Genomic DNA, 17,026 nt, shown 5'->3' with positions numbered 1-17,026 from the left:
GGCGCGCGGCGGCGCGTAGGGCTTTTCGGGCCCGTTCCGCTCGTATGCAGGAGAGGTATGAATATGCATCAACCGATTTTTTCATTGGAGGTCTTCCCCCCTAAGCGCGACGCCGCTGTGGGGACGATTTACGACACTTTGGACGGCCTTGAGGAACTCGAGCCGGACTTCATCTCAGTGACTTACGGCACCGGCAGGCAGTCGGATCGTACCGCAACCGCGCGCATTTGCCGGACCATCCGCCAGGGGTATGGCATATCAGCCGTTGCTCATTTGACGGCCCAGTACTCGGATGAGGGCGTTGTCCGCGAGGCTTTGGATATGTTCGAACAGGCTGGTGTCTCAGCTGTCCTGCTCCTGCGAGGGGACTGCGTCCAAGGGCGGAAACCTGCTGGGGTGTTCACCCACGCCTGTGATTTAATCGCCTACGTGCGCCGAACTAAGCCGAATCTGCGGATTTCGGCTGCCTGCTATCCTGAAACGCATCCTGAGGCCGTCTCCCCAGCTGAGGACATTCGGCATTTGAAGGAGAAAGTCGATGCTGGTGCGGATCATCTGATCTCCCAGCTCTTCTACGATAATGAAGACTTCATGCGCTTCTTGGATCGGGCACGGGAGGCTGGCGTCTGTGTCCCGATCGAGGCGGGCATCATGCCGATTACCAAAGCCGCCCAGGTGCGTCGCATGAGCTCGACCTGCGGATTCCGGATACCTCCCGCCGCGGAGCGCTTGCTGGATAAGTGGGGCGGAGACACCGAGGCGTTGCAGGAGGCCGGCATAGCTTACGCCTCCCAGCAAATCAGTGATTTAGTCGCCCAAGGCGCGGACGGAATCCACCTTTACTCGATGAACCAGCCTGTAGTCACCCGGCGCATCTGGCGCAACGTCCGTGCCCTCTTCGCCAAGGTGCCCTGCGACCAGCTGGAGTTGGGCAAGTCCTGACCGCTCTGCGCCTCGAACCTACTCAACCGCTATCTGCGCGTCGTCGTTAGCGCCTCCAGGCGGTTGAGCACCCACAACGCTGAAATTCGCCAAATTCCTCCGCCCGTGCCATCCCTAAATTCATTTTGGGCAAGTTCGCACGTAAATCAGCGACATCAGGCTTGATTCCGTGAGGATTTGCCCAAAATAATTATTGGGTTCGCGGCTCAGGGTGGAGGTTAGCCAGGGAAGGGGGCCTCGAAGGCAGGATGCGTGCTTTGGCACAGCAGATACTTGAGGGCATGCTTAGTGGATTTATCGAACAGACCCAGCTTTAAGGACGCGCCTTACCAGCAAACGGGCTTGATGCCCGTTGGTTGTTATGCCCTGAGCCTGTCGCGTCGAAAAGAGCGGCGGCAATGCCCGGTGATGATTCGGAATGCATTTTGGGCAGGTCCTCACGTTTTTCCTTCGAAATCCATAAGAAAACGTGAGGACCTGCCCAAAATTATCGGACGGGGCTTTGGAAGGGTTCGGGCGGGTTGGGGAGGGGATTGGTGTGGGAGGGGATGATGGACGATGAGTTGTCGGGCTGGGGTTGGATTGATTGGGTGGGGGAGACGGATATATTGGTGAGTATTCGGTAGAGGCGGGGCAACGGGATGAACCGCGCGACCGGTTCGAGAGTGGGAGGCGGCTGACGATGGTGGCGACGGGAGAGGATGGAGCGGCGGGCGATCTGAATTCGGTCAAGCTTATTCGCGCGGGGCTGCGCAATGTGGGGCGGGCCCGGCGGGAATTGGACAAGCTCGCGCGTTTAGGGCTGGGCTCCCAGGGCGTCGATTTACTGTTAGAGTACTTGGGCCATGCCTGCGACCCTGACAAGGCGCTGGAAGCCCTGACGCACATAGGGGAGGAAAGCGCAGGCCCCGGGGCGGTGACTGGTTGGGCCCTCGACGGGAGTGAAGCGCAGGCCTTGCAGGAACACGGCGGCGGAACCACGCCTCTTGAGCCCTCGGGCGTAAACAGTGCGCTCGCGGTTGGTCCATCATCCCCGGCTGGCGCTACTCCACTTAAATCCCCCAACTCCTCGCACCTGGGCGGCGCCATTGCGCCAGCTCCTTCGCTCCCTGGCGTCGCCCCCGCGCCCGCCTGGCCCGGCAGCGGCATTTACGAGCCTGGGATGCAAGGGGTTGGGACTTCCGTTGTGGGCGCGGAGGCCAACGAATATGGCTCGGAACTGAGCATGAGTCACTTGGCTCGGAGGCCGGAGGCCTTGAATCGCCTGGTGTTGGTGCTCGGAGCCTCGCAGGCTATGGGGAGGCTGATGCAACACCGGCCCGCCCTGGTGGCGGCAGCGGCCCATGGGCAATTGGGCGGGGCTAGCTTGCGTCAGGAGGTGGCGCATGCCGCCGGCGCAGGCAAGAGGATTAACTACGCCCCAGCCGTCAGTGCGCTCAGAGCAGGTTACTATCGGCGGCTGGCGGCGATCATGGCGGATGATTTGAGGGCCCGGGACCCGGTCGCCGCCCAGCCCCAGGTCAGCCGCGCCCTGTCGGACCTGGCCGGCGAAACCTTGGACGCGGCCTTGGCGATTGCCCGCCGTAAGGTGCCAGGGGCGGACTCCTGCCGTTTCGCGGTGATCGGCATGGGAAAGCTCGGCGCCCAGGAGCTCAACTACGTGTCGGACGTTGACCTGATTTACCTGGTCGAGCCAGCGGGGCCGGAAACCGGTTCCAGCGCGCACGACCTGGTGGAGACCGGCAGCGCCATAGCCATGGCTCTCCAACGAATCTGCCAATCGGTCATTCCCGGTGTCGTCGAGCCGCCCCTGTGGAAGGTGGACACCGCCCTGCGACCGGAAGGCAAGGACGGTCCCTTGGTGCGCACCCTCGACTCCCACCGCGAATACTACGGGTCATGGGCGGATAACTGGGAGTTCCAGGCCCTGCTCAAGGCCCGTCCCGTGGCTGGGGACGCGGACCTGGGCGAGCGCTACCAGGCCATGTGCGACGAGCTGGTCTGGTCCGCCTCGCAGCGTCCCAATTTCGTATACGACTGTCAGGAAATGCGCTCGCGGGTGGAGACGCTGATCCCAGCCAAGCTCAAGGACAGGGAGATCAAGCTGGGCGCTGGGGGCCTGCGTGATGTCGAGTTCACCGTGCAGATGCTCCAGCTGGTCCATGGCCGTACCGATTCCAGTTTGCGCGTCAGGTCCACGCTGGACGCCTTGGACGCCCTGGCGGCTGGCGGGTACATCTCCTCCCACCACGCTCGCCGCCTGGCCGCTGATTACCGATTCGAGCGTGTCTTGGAGCATCGTCAGCAGATGTGGCTGCTCAAGCGCACCCACCTCTTCCCGGACCTGGGTTCCCATAACCAGGGCGGCCTCAAATCGCGGCGCAAGCTCACCCTGAAGGATTTGGAGAGCAATGAGGAGCTGAGCCGGCTGAGCCGGGCTTTCGACCTGCACCCGGACGAGCTGGTCGACCGCTACGACCGCACCCGCCGTGAGGTCCGTCGGCTCCACCTGGCCATCTACTTCCGTCCCATGCTTCCAATCGAGGCCCAGCTAGACGATGACGAGGTGAGTTTGAAGCCCGAGGCCGCCAAGGAGCGTTTCGCGTCGATTGGCTTCGCCGACCCGGATGCCGCCCTCCGCCACGTCCAGGCCCTGACTCGGGGGCTGACCCGGTCGGCTAAGATCAACCGCATCCTCCTGCCCGCTGTATTCGCCTGGCTGGGAGCGGGGCAGGATCCGGACATGGGACTGCTGGGTTGGCGCACCCTGGAGGAACGCTTCGGCAACAAAAGCACTTACCTAGGTTTCCTGCGCGACTCCTCCTCGGCCGCCCGCCGACTCTGCCACGTGCTGGCCAACTCCCGCTACCTGTCAGGCGCCCTGTGCAAGTCTGTGGAATCGGTCACCTGGCTGGGGGATGACCACCTGCTGGAACCCAGAGGCTTGGACTCGCTGACCATCTCGTGCGACGCTTACCTTCAGCGGCACGCCGACGATATGGCCGGTTTCGCTGACGCTGTTCGCGCCATGCGCCGGCGGGAGATTGAGCGAATCGGCCTGGGCTGGTTGAGCCGGGTGAACGACGAAAGCGCCTGTCTGGAGGGGATGAGCGACGTCCACGACGCGATGATGCAATCATCCCTGGACTGGGCCCTGCAAAACCAGAAGCGGCAGCAGGGTCTGGACCACGCGCCCGCCCGAATCTGCGTGATCGCTCTGGGGCGCTACGGCGGCAGGGAAGTGAACTTCAACTCCGATGCTGACGCCATGCTGATTTACGAACCTGCGGCGGAGGCTGACGATGCTCAGGCCGGTGCCTTCGCCCGGGCCGTTTCGGATGACTTGCGGGCCATTTTGGGTTCAATGACCCTGAGCCTTGAGCCCAAGGTGGACTTGGATCTGGATTTGCGGCCCGAAGGGAAGATTGGGCCTATTGTGCGTTCCTTGGAATCCTGCCGGCGCTACTACCAGCAGTGGTCGGCGGTTTGGGAGCATCAGGCCCTCCTGCGAGCCCGTCGAGCCGCGGGAGACGAGAATTTGGCCGATCGCTTCCTCTTCGAGGTGGCCGATCCCCTGCGTTATCCGGCTTCGCCCCCATCCGTGGAGCAAGTGGCCGAGATCCGCAAGCTCAAAGCCCGCATGGAAGCTGAACGCTTGCCGCGTGGTGTCCGTCGCGATCGCCACCTGAAACTGGGCGCCGGAGGGCTCTCGGACGTGGAATGGACCGTCCAGCTCTACCAACTCGAATACGCCGGCCAGTGCCCGGGCCTGAGGACCACATCCACGCTTGAAGCCCTCGACGAGTTGAAGGAACTGGGGCTCATCGCGTCGAAGGACGCCAAGACCCTTCGGGAAGGCTGGCGTCTGTGCACCGGCGCCAGGAACGGCTCCTATCTGTGGTCAGGGCGGGCCAGCCAGGCCGACATTCTGCCCGACGACACTTACACCCTGGGAGCCATGGCCGTTTACCAAGGCTATCCCGCCCACCGCGGAGCCGACTTCGTCAACCAGCTCCTGGCGGCCATGCGCCGCTCGCGCGAAGTGATGGTCCGTCTTTTCTACGGCCAATGACTCGCCGAGGGAAGCGGCTTATCCTACGCCTCGCCGGCTTGGTCGGCCTCATGGAGTACTGTGGTACAGGTCACACAAGGTGGCCACCTTTTCGGGAAAGGTGCGCCGTTGTCTGAACGACGGGTAGGCCCCAAGGTTGGGCAGGATAAGTTCTCTCCGCATTCCAAACATCAGCGAGCTGGATCGACGCGATCGATCGAGTCCCTGTCGGGCACCAGTTTGGTGACCTTGGACGATATGGGGCTTGATCAAATCCGGGATTTGATCAGCCGGGCCGCCTACATCGACGGCCATCGTCGGCAAGTGGCTAAGACCTGTGAAGGAAAGGTCTTAGCCACTCTTTTTTATGAGCCGTCCACGCGCACGCGCCTGAGCTTCGAGACAGCCATGCTGAGGCTGGGCGGCCAGGTGATCGGTTTCGCCGGAGCCCAAGTGTCCTCCGCCTCCAAGGGTGAGACCATTTCCGACACCCTGAAAGTCGTGTCTAACTACGCCGATCTGGTGGCTATCCGCCACCCCAAGGAGGGTGCGGCGCTGGTGGCGGCCAGGGCGGCCAGCGTGCCGGTCATCAACGCAGGCGACGGTGGGCATATGCACCCCACGCAGACGCTGGCGGATCTGGCTACCATCCAAGCCCGATTCGGCAAGCTGACCGGTTTGACCGTCGGCTTGTGCGGCGATTTGACCTTTGGCCGCACCGTGCACTCCCTTGTCGAGACGCTCAGCCGCTTCGGGGGCGTCCGCTTCGTGCTGATCAGCCCTGACGAGTTGCGCTGCCCTAAGTACGTGCTCGACCGGATCGACGCCTCGCCAAGCTGCGAGTATGAGCAGACCAGTGACCTGCTCAGCGTGATTGGAGACCTGGACGTGCTCTACATGACCCGCGTCCAGAAGGAGCGCTTCTTCAACGAGGACGATTACCTGCGCCTGTGCGACACCTACATCCTCGACAAGGACAAGCTCGCACACGCCAAGCCAAGCATGGCGGTCCTCCACCCGCTGCCCCGGGTCAACGAGATCGCCCAGGAGGTGGACCAGGATCCGCGAGCGGCGTACTTCCAGCAGGTAAAGGAAGGGATGCTGGTGCGAATGGCCCTGGAAGCGGCCCTGTTGGGTGATGAGCTGCCTGGATACCAGGCGTGGAAGGAAGTGGAGGCCTGATGGAAGTCACCAGCATCAACCGAGGCGTAATCATCGACCATGTGCCTGCCGGCAGGGCGCTTAAAGTCTTGCATTACCTGGGTTTGGACCCCACCAGAACACGCCTGGCGCTGATCATGAACGCCCCGAGCGAGCGCTTCGGCTCCAAGGACATCATCAAAATCGAAGGTGGCTCCGAGCTGAATCTGACGGTCCTGGGCTTCGTCGCCCCTCAAGCCACTGTCAACCGTGTGGAGGACGGGCGGATTGTCGATAAGTGCAGCCCTGAACGGCCGGAGCACCTGACTGGCGTGATCCGCTGCATCAACCCGCGCTGCGTCACCACCGTCGAGACCGGTCTGATCCAGTCCTTCCACCTGGACAGCGTTGGCGGTGGAGTCTACCGCTGCGATTACTGCGATGAGAAGGCGGAGCTTTAAGTGCGCGCGGACCAGGGGTCGGACGCCCCCAACCTGCTGCTTCGCGGCCTCAAAGCCTGGGATACCGGCCAAGGCTTGGACCTCCTCCTGCCTTGGCCTGATGTGGAGCGTTTCGCCGCAGGTGCGGACGAGGTCCAAGCTTGGCGGAGGCTGGGCGAGCGCGCGCAGGGCCGGACCCTTGCGGTCGATCTGACCGGGGCTCTCTTGGCCCCGGGGCTGGTCGACCCCCATGTCCACTTCCGCGATCCCGGCGGCACCGACAAGGAGGATATGATCACTGGCTGCTCGGCGGCCGCGGCCGGCGGTTATAGTTCGGTCCTGATCATGCCCAACACCCAGCCGGCTATGGACGGGCCCGAGGTCATCGGTTACCTCCAGGGGTACGAGTCGGAGCGTGGCCGCCGCCTGCCCGTAGGCTACCGTTTGTGCGCGGCGGCCTCGCGGGACCGAGAGGGGTTGGTGCCGAACCCGCCCTCCGCTTGGGCCGACTATCTGCCGGGCGGTCCCGTGTCCCAGAGCGATCCGAACGCGGCCCTGCACCCGGTAGTGGCCCTGAGCGACGACGGTGCCGCCGTGACTGATGGCATCGCCGAGCAGGTCGCCCTCTCCGCGCGGGCCGCGGGCATTCCCCTCCTGGACCACTGCGAGCGCCACCGCACGGGATTCATCAACCAGGGGCCGGTCTCGCGCAGACTGGGTCTGGAGGGGGTTCCGGCCTCCACCGAGCTCGCCATCGTCAACCGGGACATCAAGCTGGCCCGGACCACTGGCGCGCGCATCCACCTCCAGCACGTGTCCACCGCTGGCGCCTTCCAGGCCATACGCGAAGCCAAACGGCAAGGGTTACCGGTCAGCTGCGAGACCGCGCCCCACTACCTGGCCCTGTCCGACGAGGACGTGCCACGCCTGGGAGCCATGGGAAAAATGAACCCTCCCTTGCGCTCCGAGGCGGACAGGCAGGCCAGCCTGGAGGCGATGGCCGACGGGACCGTCGACATGATCGCCACCGACCACGCCCCCCATACCAGGGCGGAGAAAGAGCGGGGCCTGGAGTCAGCGCCCAACGGGGTCATAGGTCTGGAGAGCGCTTACGGGGTCTGCCACAGCGTTTTGGTGGACGGAGGGTGGATCGACGAGGCCAGGCTCATCGAGCTGATGAGCCTGGCCCCCGCGCGATTAATGGGCATGGCATCCACCGACATCGGAGCCATCATGCACAAGGTTAACGGCCAGAGGAGCCAGGAGGGGGCCTCAGCGCCTGTGCTTGACCTCACGGCCGATGCCCAGGCAGCCCAGGCGGATCTAGTCGTCCTGGCCCCGGAAGAGTCGTGGACGGTAGAGGCCAACCGTTTCCTGTCCAAAGCCCGCAACACCCCCTTCGAGGGGATGACGGTGAGCGGCAGGCCGCTCATGACGATCGTCGGAGGGCGACCGACGCACTCAGTCATCAACCCGAAGGCGTTCAAGGCAGTCGTTGCCCAGGCCCCGAGGAAGAACCCGGAAGGAAGGCAATCATGGACCGCTTAGCCGCAGCCATAGCCGGTAAGGAAGGCAACCCCAGCTTAGTGGGCTTGGACCCACGGCCCGCCCTCCTGCCCGACCAGCTCATACGCCAGGCCGTGGAAACCACCCGCGCCAAGTCGGGAATCCCTGACTTGACCCCCGCCGGCGTTGACGACCTGGAGCCCGACGATCGCAGGCGCCTTGACGAATCCTGGGCCTATGAACTGGCCCAGGCCTACGTACGTTTCAATCTGTCGGTCCTGGACGCGGTGGCCGACCTGGTGCCAGCCGTCAAACCCCAGATCGCCATGTACGAGGCCCTAGGGGCTCCCGGCATCGAGGCTTACCTGTCCACCTGCCGGGCCGCTCGGGAACGGGGGCTCTACGTGATCGGCGATGTGAAGCGAGGCGACATCGGATCAACTGCGTCCGCCTACGCCTGCCACCTGTCCGGTCTTCCCCTGACTTGGGGCCAGGCCTGTCTCCAAGTGGAGGCAGGGACGGACCCGGCCCATCGGGAGGCCCCCGCCCCCTCTCCCTGGCAGGAGGACGCGATCACCGTCAACCCCTACCTGGGTTCCGACGGCATCGAACCTTTCGTGCAGGCTGCGCAGGCCCACGACAAGGACATCTTCGTTTTAGTGCGCACCTCGAACCCATCCTCCAGCCAAATCCAGGAACTCCCCCTCGCGGATGGGCAAGAGGGGCGCAACCTGTGCCAGCGGGTCGGCGAGCTAGTGGAGGAGTGGGGGGCCTCCAGCGTCGGTTCCTGCGGCTATTCCCGTATCGGTGCGGTCGTGGGCGCAACTCAGCCACAGGTGGGAGCGCTCTTGCGCCAAGCTATGCCGCACACCTTCTTCCTGTTGCCGGGCTATGGGGCCCAAGGCGGAACGGCAAAGGATGCAGCGGCCATGTTCGGGCCGGACGGGTCCGGCGCGATAGTCAACTCCTCCCGGGGCATCATAGGCGCCTGGAAACGCAGCGGATCCTGGAGCCCCTCGCTCAGCCTGGAGGTGGCCTTGGGACTGGTCTCCTCCGAGGCTCGGAAGGCCGCTGTGACGATGAAAACAGAACTGACCCAAGCCGTGAAGGAGACCAAGTGAGTATTCAAACGACTCAGTTCAGACCTACCGAACAGGTGGTCGCCCAAGCCCAGGCGGAAGGCAAACGCCCAGGCAGGCGCACCGCTAAGGTCAGCGCGGCGCTCAGCCTGGAGGGCGGCGCGGCCCGGCTATTGACCGTCCGCGACCCTTACGCGGCCAGGACCGCTTCGGCGGGCCAATTCGTCAATCTCTATGCTCCCGATCCCTCGGCCATGCTGCCCCGCCCCTTCGGCGTCGCGAGGACTGACGGCGACGAGCTGGACTTGGTCTATCAGGTAATCGGTCGGGGGACCGCCGCGCTCGCCCGCCTGAAGCCGGGCGATGAAGTTGACCTGCTGGGGCCTCTTGGCAGGCCGTACGACCTGAGCCGACCAGGCGACTACTTGCTGGTCGGTGGCGGTTTGGGCGTTCCTCCGCTGATCGCGGCTGCCCAAGCGCTGAGCCAGCGGGCTGACGCTCGGGCCATAGCCGTCTTCGGCTACCAGAATGAGCGATTCGCGGACCCTCTGGTGGCAGCCAGCGCTGACCGAACCCTGTCGATCAGTGAGCCGGAGGGCGATGTCATCACGCTCTTGGACCGTTTCGAGCCCCAGCTCGACCCAGCCAGATCCGCGATCATCTCCTGCGGGCCGACAGCGATGATGAAAGCGGTGGCGGCCTGGGCGGCTGCCCGTTCGATCCCCGCACAGTTCAGTTTGGAGGAGCGGATGGGCTGCGGGTACGGAGCTTGTGTGGCCTGTGCTGTGGACACAGTGGACGGCAGACTCAAGGTCTGCGCGGACGGACCGGTCTTCACCGGAGAGCAGTTAGGATGGACGAACGCATGAGCATGGATGGATTCGACCCCCTGGAGCCATACACTTACCGTCATCCCACACAGGTGGCTGGGGTCGTCTGGAAGAACCCGGTCGGCGCGGCTTCCGGCACCTTCAAGCTCGATGCCTGCCAAGACTTCTACGATGTCAGCCAGCTGGGAGCCATATCCACGAAGGGCGTCTCGCCTGTAGCCTGGGAGGGTAATCCCACCCCGCGTACCGCAGAGTCGCCATCTGGCATGGTTAACGCGGTGGGCTTGCAGAATCCCGGGGTGGACGACTACCTGGTCGACGAACTGCCCAGGTTGAAGGACCTGGGAGCCTTGGTGGTGACCAACGTGGCCGGGCACAGCGACGACGACTACGCGCAAGTGGTGGCTAAACTGGCCGACTCGCCGGCCGACATGCTGGAGATCAACGTCTCCTGCCCTAACGTCACGCACGGAGGCATGTCGGCCGGCACCGATCCAGTCGGTCTGGAACGTCTCATCAGCCGGCTCAGGGCCATGACCGACAAACCGATGGTGGTCAAACTCACGCCGAATGTGACGGACATCGCCGCGGTCGCGCGCGCCGCCGCGAATGGGGGAGCGGACGCCTTGAGCCTAATCAACACCCTGGTTGGTATGAGACTGGACACGACCACGGGCCGGCCCATCATCGACAACGTCACCGGAGGGGTTTCAGGCCCCGCAATCCTGCCGATCGCATTGGCCTGCGTATGGAAGGTGCGCCAGGCCCTGCCCGAGATGCCCATCATCGGCATGGGCGGCATCGCCAGCGGCTCGGACGCGCTCGAATTCCTCTACGCGGGGGCCAACGCGGTCGAGGTGGGTGCGGCCGCCCTGGTGGATCCTGTGGCGCCGGTGCGCATAGCGCGGCAATTGGACGAACTGCTCGACCAGCGACCCGAGCTGGCCGAAACCTTAGAGAAGGGATCATCATGGAAGTAAGCGTGAACGGACAGGCAAGCAAGGGCGACGAGGGGGAAGAGGGGCTGTCCCAGGCCTTTACCCGTTTCCTGTTGAGCAGCGGGGCCCTGCGTTTCGGCGACTTCACGCTGAAGTCCGGTCGGCGCTCGCCGTATTTCATCAATGCGGGAGCTTTCAACGATGGCGCCAAGATTGCGCTCCTAGGCGAGTTCTACGCCCGTCGCATCCTTAAAGGCGTGCGCGATGGCCAGCTTCCCGGCGACTTCGGCACAATCTTCGGCCCGGCCTACAAGGGGATACCCCTGGCCGTTTCGACCGCCATCGCCCTGAGTTCGGCGCACGGCCGCACGGTCGGGTACACCTTCGACCGCAAGGAGAAGAAGGACCACGGGGACGGCGGCTCCTTCGTCGGCGCCCCGCTCGAAGACGGGATGCGGGTGCTGCTGGTGGACGATGTGATGACCGCCGGCACTGCGGTGCGCGAGTGCGTTCCCAAGCTCAAGGCCGCCGCGAACGTGCAGGTGGTGGGCCTGGTCATCAGCGTCGACAGGATGGAGGTGGCCGACGACTCGGGGCGCTCGGCCGTCGAAGCGGTCATGGATGAGCTGGGCTTCCCCGTCCTTTCGATTGCTAACGTGGGCCAGGTCTTCCAAGCCGCCCGGGGCATGCAGGATGAACAAGGAAGGCCTGTGATGAATGAGCGACTCTACGAGCGTGCCCAGGCCTACCTGGAGCGTTACGGGGTCTGATTCAAGCTGGGGCGGGAACCGCGAGCGACTTGCCAAGGTGCTCAGGTATCATCATGGCAGGGAATCAGGAGCTCATGACGCAAGGAGACAGGACCTACGATGGTACAAGAGCCCAACGTCGACAAACAACCTGATCGCAGTGAAAGCGGGGACGACGGAGGGAGCGTGAGCTCATCTCATCGGCGGCTCTTGACTGTACTGGCGGCTGTCCTGGTCCTGGCGGCCCTGGTCGCGGTCGGCGCGTTCGTCGTTCACCGGTCCGGTCACGGGGGCGGAGCCGAGCCCGCCGCTACGACCACCGGCGCCCCGACCAAGAACGACGCTTACCAGGCCCTAGCCGCAGTCAGGGTCAAACCCTCCAAAGCCGACGACCTAGGGGGCATCCTGGTCAGCAAGGAGGGCGTGGGCAAGCCCATCAGCGCGGTCCCGACCGTTGACATCTACATGGACTTCCTCTGCCCGCCCTGCGGCCGCCTCCACCGCTCCTTGGACCCCACGCTGATCGCTATGGTCAAGGCGGGCCAGATTAACCTGGGCATCCACTTCCTGGACTTCCTGGACCAGCAACGCTCCGACCAGTACTCCACCAGGGCCGCTTCCGCCGCCGCGAGCGTGGCCCAGGAGGACCCGGAGCGTTTCTTGGACGTGGTGGCCTCCTTCTACAAGCAAGACTTCCAACCCAGCGAGCAGGGCGGCGCCGACGTGAGCGACGACCAGATCGCCAAGCGGATAATGAGCGTAGGCGTGCCTGAGGCTGTCGCCCGTAAGGCCGCCAGCGGCGAATACCGCGAATGGGTCCACCAGCTCAATGACTACACGATCACCCGACATGAACTGGAGAACCCTGAGGGCGAAAGCAAAGGCAGGCTTTCCACACCCACGGTGATCATCAATGGCGTCTTCATGCAAATCAGCCATATCAAGCCAGGTGATGACGAAGCCCGCAAGGCCTTGTGCCAGGCCCTGGGTTTGGATGAGAACCAAGTGGGCCGAGCCGGTTCCTTGCCTTCGATTGGTGGTACGGGCCGACCGCATCAGATGTGATTCGTTTCCTCGCGGCTGACGGCTTTCCCCCCCCCGCCTTCAACCAATCAATTCGAAACCGTGGTGGGTGATGACCTCGCCCAGCTTGTCCAAATAGAGTTGTGCCGCTTCGGGTGGTTTGGTTCGCTCGTTGTTGATCCACCCCAGGAGCATGGTCTCATCCGATTCCAGCGGGATGGTCGTGATCTTCTCGGTGTTCAGGTCCTCGTTGTCGATGCCGGTGCACACCGTGTAAGCGTTGAGCCCGACGATGAAGTTGAGCATGGTCGCGCGGTCCGACACCGTTATTTGCTGGGGGGAATAGTCGGGCCAAACCGGCTCCTCGGCGAAATAGAAGGATCCTTCGTCGCCCTGCTCGTATTGGAGGAAGGGGTATGGCTCCAAGTTCTCCATGGTCAGTCGGGAGCGGCCCGCCAGCGGGTTCCGGCGCGAAATGAAGACGTGGGGCCTGCAGCGGAAGAGCGGGTGGAAGACCAGGTGCTTCTCCCTCAGGAGCTTGGTGATGACCCGCTTATTGAAGCCGGACTGGTAGATGATGCCGATCTCCGAACGCAAGGAGGCCACCTGGTCGATGATATCCCGGGTACGGGTCTCCCTGATGGTGAACTCGTACTCATCGGCCTCAATCGAATTGATCATCTCCACGAACGCTTCGACCGCGAACATGTAATGCTGGGTGGAAACACGGCACAGTTGCTTGCGAGGCTTTGTCTGCTGGTACCGTTGCTCCAAGAGGCCCACCTGGTCCAGGACCTGGCGGGCGTAGGTCAGGAATTCGGCGCCGTCCACGGTCAGCGCGATTCCCTGGGAGTGGCGGGTGAAGATTTCGACGCCCAGCTCGCCCTCCAGCTCTTTGACCGAGGAAGAGAGGGCAGGCTGGGAGATGAAGAGCTCGTGGGAGGCTTCGTTCATCGAACCGCACTCGACGATTTTGATGATGTACTTGAGCTGGAGGAGGGTCATGGGCCCAGTATAACGGCGGGGGAGGGCCTGCCTGCGCCGTCTGCGATCCTCCGGATCAAGCCTTGCCCAGCGCTTCTACCTGCGCCATGCCCTTTCGAGCCGCATCCGGGTCCAGGTAGCGGCCAGACCCGACTGGCTCCGGTTCCCTGCTCTGATCCGTCTCGAATTCATAAACCATCGGCACTCCGGTGGGTACGTTGATGGAGCGGATGTCCTGGTCGGAGACCGCTTCCAGCCCCTTGACGACCGACCGTACGACGGAGCCGTGGGTGACGACCAGCACCGTCCTGCCCTGGGCCAGCAAGGGCACGATTCGCGCACGCCAGTAAGGCTCCAGCCGCTGGCCTAGATCCTTCAGGGACTCCGAGGCAATCGACGCCGGGTCCAAGTCATCCAGACCGTCGGCCCACGGTTTGCCGTAGCGAGGGTCCTGGCCCTGCCAGTAAGGCGATGAGGGGTCAAGGGCTGGAGGCGCCACATCGTAGGAGCGGCGGTAGGTGGCGAAACGCTTTTCGCCGTACTTGGACAGCATGTCAGGACGGGTCTGCCCTTGGAAGGCGCCATAGTGGCGCTCGTTGAGCCGCCAGGTGCGCTGGACCGGTATCCAGAGCCGGTCGATTTGGTCCAATAGCAGGTTGGCTGTGATGATCGAGCGACCGAGGAGGGAAGTGAAAACCACCTCCGGCTCCAGACCATACTCCTTGATCAGCTGGCCTGCTCGTTCCGCCTGCCGTCGCCCCTGCTCGCTCAGAGGAACGTCCACCCAGCCGGCGAACCGGTTCACCTGGGGCAGGGTCCACTCGCTCTGCCCGTGCCGCATGATAATCAAGCGCCCACGCATGTTTCCTCCTTTTACCTTCCTCTAAGGCTTTTCCCTAGAAATTCCCTAGAACCACAACGAATCAATGCCAGCCGAGGCGGCCTGGCCGAATTCCGCAGGCCCTGCCCAGCCAGCTTGCAACAGTGCCCAGTCCGCCGGGCCATCCGCGGGTATCCCGTCAGGGGCATCTGCGTCATCGTCCGCGTCGTCCTCCCCCTGGCTCGTGTACGGCAGGGCCAGCAGGAGGCCTTGCGCCTCCTCCAGATGCGACACGATATCGGTGGCGTGGATGGGGTGGCCCAGGGGACTCCAGGGTCCAGCCCCCTTGGACTCAGCCTTCCAGCCATCCTGGGCCCTTTCCAGGAAGTCGGATGGGTTCTCGGGGTCGTAGACAAGGGGCTGCCGCCAACCGCGCTGAAGCCCACCGGAAGCCAGCGAGCCCGCCAAGCCGTGCAGGAAAGCGCCGGAAGCCGCGATTGGGACGGTCTGCCAGGGCTCCTCCTCCAAGCGGTCAGCGGCGCCGGCCAGCGTCGCGCCAAGAACGCCGGCTAAGACATCCCCTGAACCCGCGGTGGAGAGCCAGACGGGGCCGAAGCCGGTGGTCATGACCCGCATCCGCCCCTCCTGATCCTCGCCGACTATTATGCTGACGGCCCCTTTCAACAGGACCGTAGCTCCGGTCAACTCCCAGGCTTTGATGGCCCAATTCAGGGGTTCGGCGGCGATGTCCGAGGCGCTGAGACTCTCGCCGCAAGAGTTGAGAAGCTTGGCCAGCTCGCCAAAGTGGGGGGTGAGCACCAGGGTAGGGGGCGTCTTCCCCCCAGGCAGGAGGTCCAGGGCGCCCGCGTCGGCCACAGCCGGAATCTCGGTATCGCCCTCGGAGTCCTCATCTGATGGTCTGGCCGCGAAACGGGTCCGCAGGATGCCTCCGATGGTCTCGCGTTGGGGTTCCTCGTCGTTGGCTGCTTGCTCGGTGGGCACGCCTGAGCCCAGGACCAGGGATTGGACCCGGCCAGGGCCGCTCACCGCTTCGGGCAAGGCCGCTAGCACCGCGTCAGTGGGTCTGCTAGGGCCCATATAGCGCACCATGCCCGCGCCAGCCGCGGCCGCAGCGCGGGTCGAAAGGATCGCGGCGCCAGGGTAGCGCTCCGAACCAGTGACCAGGCCGACCACCCCGCGCGTGTACTTGCTGTCGTCGATGCGGGGGGCGCGTATCACGTCGGCGGCGCCTTGAGCCGTCATGGCCTCAACGTCGGGGCGGATCGAGTCCAGGTCGAAGCCGAAGTCGACCAAGACCGTCCTGCCGCAGGTGTACGCGGCGGGAGGCAGGAGGCAGCAGGGTTTCAAAGCGCCGAATGTTACCGTCACATCAGCTGGTATATAGGAGCCAGGCAGGCTCCCATCGTCCACGCCTATGCCTGAAGGCAAGTCCACCGCCAGGACCAGCGGCCGTTTGCTTTTGCCGTCCTGGGGGATGCCGACGTCTGGGGCCAGGCCGCCGTCCGCCTGCCCAAGCTCGCAGGCCAGGGCGTCAGCCACCCCGTGCAGGGCCCCATTCAGGCCGATACCGGTCATGGCGTCGATCACCAGGTCGGCGCTCCGAGCCAGACTTACCGCCTGCTCCAGTCTTTCCGCCGCCTCATCCGCGGACGCAGGGGCGTCCGAGCCGGGGATGTCGGAATCCTGGCTCAGGGCGAGGACAACCCCACCGGCTTGAAGGAAAGCCGTCAGCCCCTGATCGTGCAGGTCGTTACTCGTGGCCACGGCGGTCACGTCTGAACCTGCTGAAGCAAGCAGGGCGCCCGCGTAAAGTCCGTCGCCGCCGTTGTCCCCTCCGCCTGCCAGGAGGACGACCCGGGCCTGGTCCAGCTCCATGCCGGACATGGCCAGCAGCAGTCGTGCATTAAGAGCGACGGCTTTCGCGGCCATCCTCATCAGCGGCACGCCATCGTCCAGCAGGGGTCGCTCCAGGGAGCGCACCGTGCTTGACTGATAGGCCGTCGTCGTCAGTTTGTCCAACACCCAGCTCTCCTCGTTCGACATCCGTGCGTCCTTCCCCTTGCTGATGACTTCCAGGGCGGCTCATTCCACCCCTACCACCACTCTATCCGGCTTGCTGGCCCGCGGCACGCGCTGGCCCGTGTCAGTCGTCATCATGCCGCGAGCTCCGTGGAAAGGGACAATGAGATACCGGTGGTCGCCTAGCGAGTCGCCTTGGCTGTGACCGTGCCCTCCCTGTGCTGGGTTGATTGAGTGGTCGCACCGTCCTGGGGCCCTTTGCGCATCACGGCCTACGCGGCTCCGGGCTAGGCTTGTGAAGCTCCGACGCCGTATCCTTCGGCCCAGATGCGCCGTCTGGCCTGCGCTCACGGATGATTCGACCGTGGGGGCCTCCTGCGGGACGGCATGGTGGCGCTTCCGATTGCGGCCGCCGCCACACCGGCTTCCTCCCGACGCTGGTTATGTTCCCTGTCGCCGATCAGGCCTTGCGCGACAGGCGGGG

General features: G+C 64.2%; 13 protein-coding genes. 10 read left to right on the top strand and 3 right to left on the bottom strand.

Going from position 1 to position 17,026, the window contains the following annotated elements:
- Positions 1–63: 63 nt before the first annotated feature.
- From metF to AB656_RS02355, 10 genes are all read left to right on the top strand, one after another.
- Positions 64–942, top strand: a complete 879-nt coding sequence (metF, locus tag AB656_RS02400) for a methylenetetrahydrofolate reductase [NAD(P)H] (RefSeq protein ID WP_033504495.1) — start codon at positions 64–66, stop codon at positions 940–942.
- Positions 943–1,624: 682 nt separating this feature from the next.
- Complete coding sequence (locus tag AB656_RS02395; protein WP_051905267.1) at positions 1,625–5,014, top strand: bifunctional [glutamine synthetase] adenylyltransferase/[glutamine synthetase]-adenylyl-L-tyrosine phosphorylase; 3,390 nt, start codon at positions 1,625–1,627, stop codon at positions 5,012–5,014.
- 204 nt (positions 5,015–5,218) lie between these two features.
- Positions 5,219–6,175, top strand: coding sequence for an aspartate carbamoyltransferase (pyrB, locus tag AB656_RS02390; RefSeq protein WP_033504492.1), 957 nt, complete (start codon positions 5,219–5,221; stop codon positions 6,173–6,175).
- Positions 6,175–6,594 (top strand): aspartate carbamoyltransferase regulatory subunit, encoded by a 420-nt coding sequence (locus AB656_RS02385; protein WP_033504460.1) that lies wholly within the window; start codon positions 6,175–6,177, stop codon positions 6,592–6,594. The genes pyrB and AB656_RS02385 overlap by 1 nt, the downstream gene beginning before the upstream one ends.
- Positions 6,595–8,121, top strand: a complete 1,527-nt coding sequence (locus tag AB656_RS02380; RefSeq protein ID WP_236681898.1) for a dihydroorotase — start codon at positions 6,595–6,597, stop codon at positions 8,119–8,121.
- The gene (pyrF, locus tag AB656_RS02375; protein WP_033504458.1) at positions 8,109–9,200 is read left to right on the top strand and encodes an orotidine-5'-phosphate decarboxylase; all 1,092 of its coding nucleotides are present in this window, start codon (positions 8,109–8,111) and stop codon (positions 9,198–9,200) included. Before AB656_RS02380 ends, pyrF begins: the two co-directional genes overlap by 13 nt.
- Positions 9,201–9,202: 2 nt before the next feature.
- Positions 9,203–10,027, top strand: a complete 825-nt coding sequence (locus AB656_RS02370; RefSeq protein ID WP_033504490.1) for an iron-sulfur cluster-binding protein — start codon at positions 9,203–9,205, stop codon at positions 10,025–10,027.
- A complete protein-coding gene (locus tag AB656_RS02365; protein ID WP_033504457.1) occupies positions 10,012–10,968 on the top strand; it encodes a dihydroorotate dehydrogenase in 957 nt (318 codons plus the stop codon). Before AB656_RS02370 ends, AB656_RS02365 begins: the two co-directional genes overlap by 16 nt.
- Positions 10,959–11,696, top strand: a complete 738-nt coding sequence (pyrE, locus tag AB656_RS02360; protein ID WP_051905266.1) for an orotate phosphoribosyltransferase — start codon at positions 10,959–10,961, stop codon at positions 11,694–11,696. Before AB656_RS02365 ends, pyrE begins: the two co-directional genes overlap by 10 nt.
- Positions 11,697–11,795: 99 nt before the next feature.
- Entirely contained in the window at positions 11,796–12,740 is a 945-nt protein-coding gene (locus AB656_RS02355; RefSeq protein ID WP_051905265.1) for a thioredoxin domain-containing protein, read from the top strand.
- Between the two features lie 39 nt (positions 12,741–12,779).
- On the opposite strand, the gene AB656_RS02350 is transcribed toward AB656_RS02355, so the two are convergent.
- The 3 genes from AB656_RS02350 to AB656_RS02340 are packed head-to-tail and all read right to left on the bottom strand — an operon-like array spanning position 12,780 to position 16,566.
- Positions 12,780–13,703 carry a LysR family transcriptional regulator gene (locus tag AB656_RS02350; RefSeq protein ID WP_033504456.1) on the bottom strand — a complete coding sequence of 308 codons (924 nt, stop codon included), beginning with the start codon at positions 13,701–13,703 and terminating at the stop codon, positions 12,780–12,782.
- A 55-nt stretch (positions 13,704–13,758) separates the two neighbouring features.
- Positions 13,759–14,544 carry a 2,3-bisphosphoglycerate-dependent phosphoglycerate mutase gene (locus AB656_RS02345; protein ID WP_033504454.1) on the bottom strand — a complete coding sequence of 262 codons (786 nt, stop codon included), beginning with the start codon at positions 14,542–14,544 and terminating at the stop codon, positions 13,759–13,761.
- A 45-nt stretch (positions 14,545–14,589) separates the two neighbouring features.
- Positions 14,590–16,566 (bottom strand): bifunctional ADP-dependent NAD(P)H-hydrate dehydratase/NAD(P)H-hydrate epimerase, encoded by a 1,977-nt coding sequence (locus AB656_RS02340; protein WP_081924842.1) that lies wholly within the window; start codon positions 16,564–16,566, stop codon positions 14,590–14,592.
- Between the last annotated feature and the right edge of the window lie 460 nt (positions 16,567–17,026).

It is taken from the genome of Bifidobacterium actinocoloniiforme DSM 22766 (genome assembly GCF_001263395.1).
Taxonomy (GTDB): Bacteria; Actinomycetota; Actinomycetes; order Actinomycetales; family Bifidobacteriaceae; genus Bombiscardovia; species Bombiscardovia actinocoloniiformis.
This window is presented reverse-complemented; position numbering and strand designations above follow the sequence as displayed.

Bases quoted from the DNA above. Each gene is read 5' to 3' on its own strand.
- metF (WP_033504495.1), top strand. From the start codon at position 64: ATGCATCAACCGATTTTTTCATTGGAGGTCTTCCCCCCTAAGCGCGAC.
- AB656_RS02395 (WP_051905267.1), top strand. From the start codon at position 1,625: ATGGTGGCGACGGGAGAGGATGGAGCGGCGGGCGATCTGAATTCGGTC.
- AB656_RS02385 (WP_033504460.1), top strand. From the start codon at position 6,175: ATGGAAGTCACCAGCATCAACCGAGGCGTAATCATCGACCATGTGCCT.
- pyrF (WP_033504458.1), top strand. From the start codon at position 8,109: ATGGACCGCTTAGCCGCAGCCATAGCCGGTAAGGAAGGCAACCCCAGC.
- AB656_RS02365 (WP_033504457.1), top strand. From the start codon at position 10,012: ATGGACGAACGCATGAGCATGGATGGATTCGACCCCCTGGAGCCATAC.
- pyrE (WP_051905266.1), top strand. From the start codon at position 10,959: ATGGAAGTAAGCGTGAACGGACAGGCAAGCAAGGGCGACGAGGGGGAA.
- AB656_RS02355 (WP_051905265.1), top strand. From the start codon at position 11,796: ATGGTACAAGAGCCCAACGTCGACAAACAACCTGATCGCAGTGAAAGC.
- AB656_RS02350 (WP_033504456.1), bottom strand. From the start codon at position 13,703: ATGACCCTCCTCCAGCTCAAGTACATCATCAAAATCGTCGAGTGCGGT.
- AB656_RS02345 (WP_033504454.1), bottom strand. From the start codon at position 14,544: ATGCGTGGGCGCTTGATTATCATGCGGCACGGGCAGAGCGAGTGGACC.
- AB656_RS02340 (WP_081924842.1), bottom strand. From the start codon at position 16,566: ATGTCGAACGAGGAGAGCTGGGTGTTGGACAAACTGACGACGACGGCC.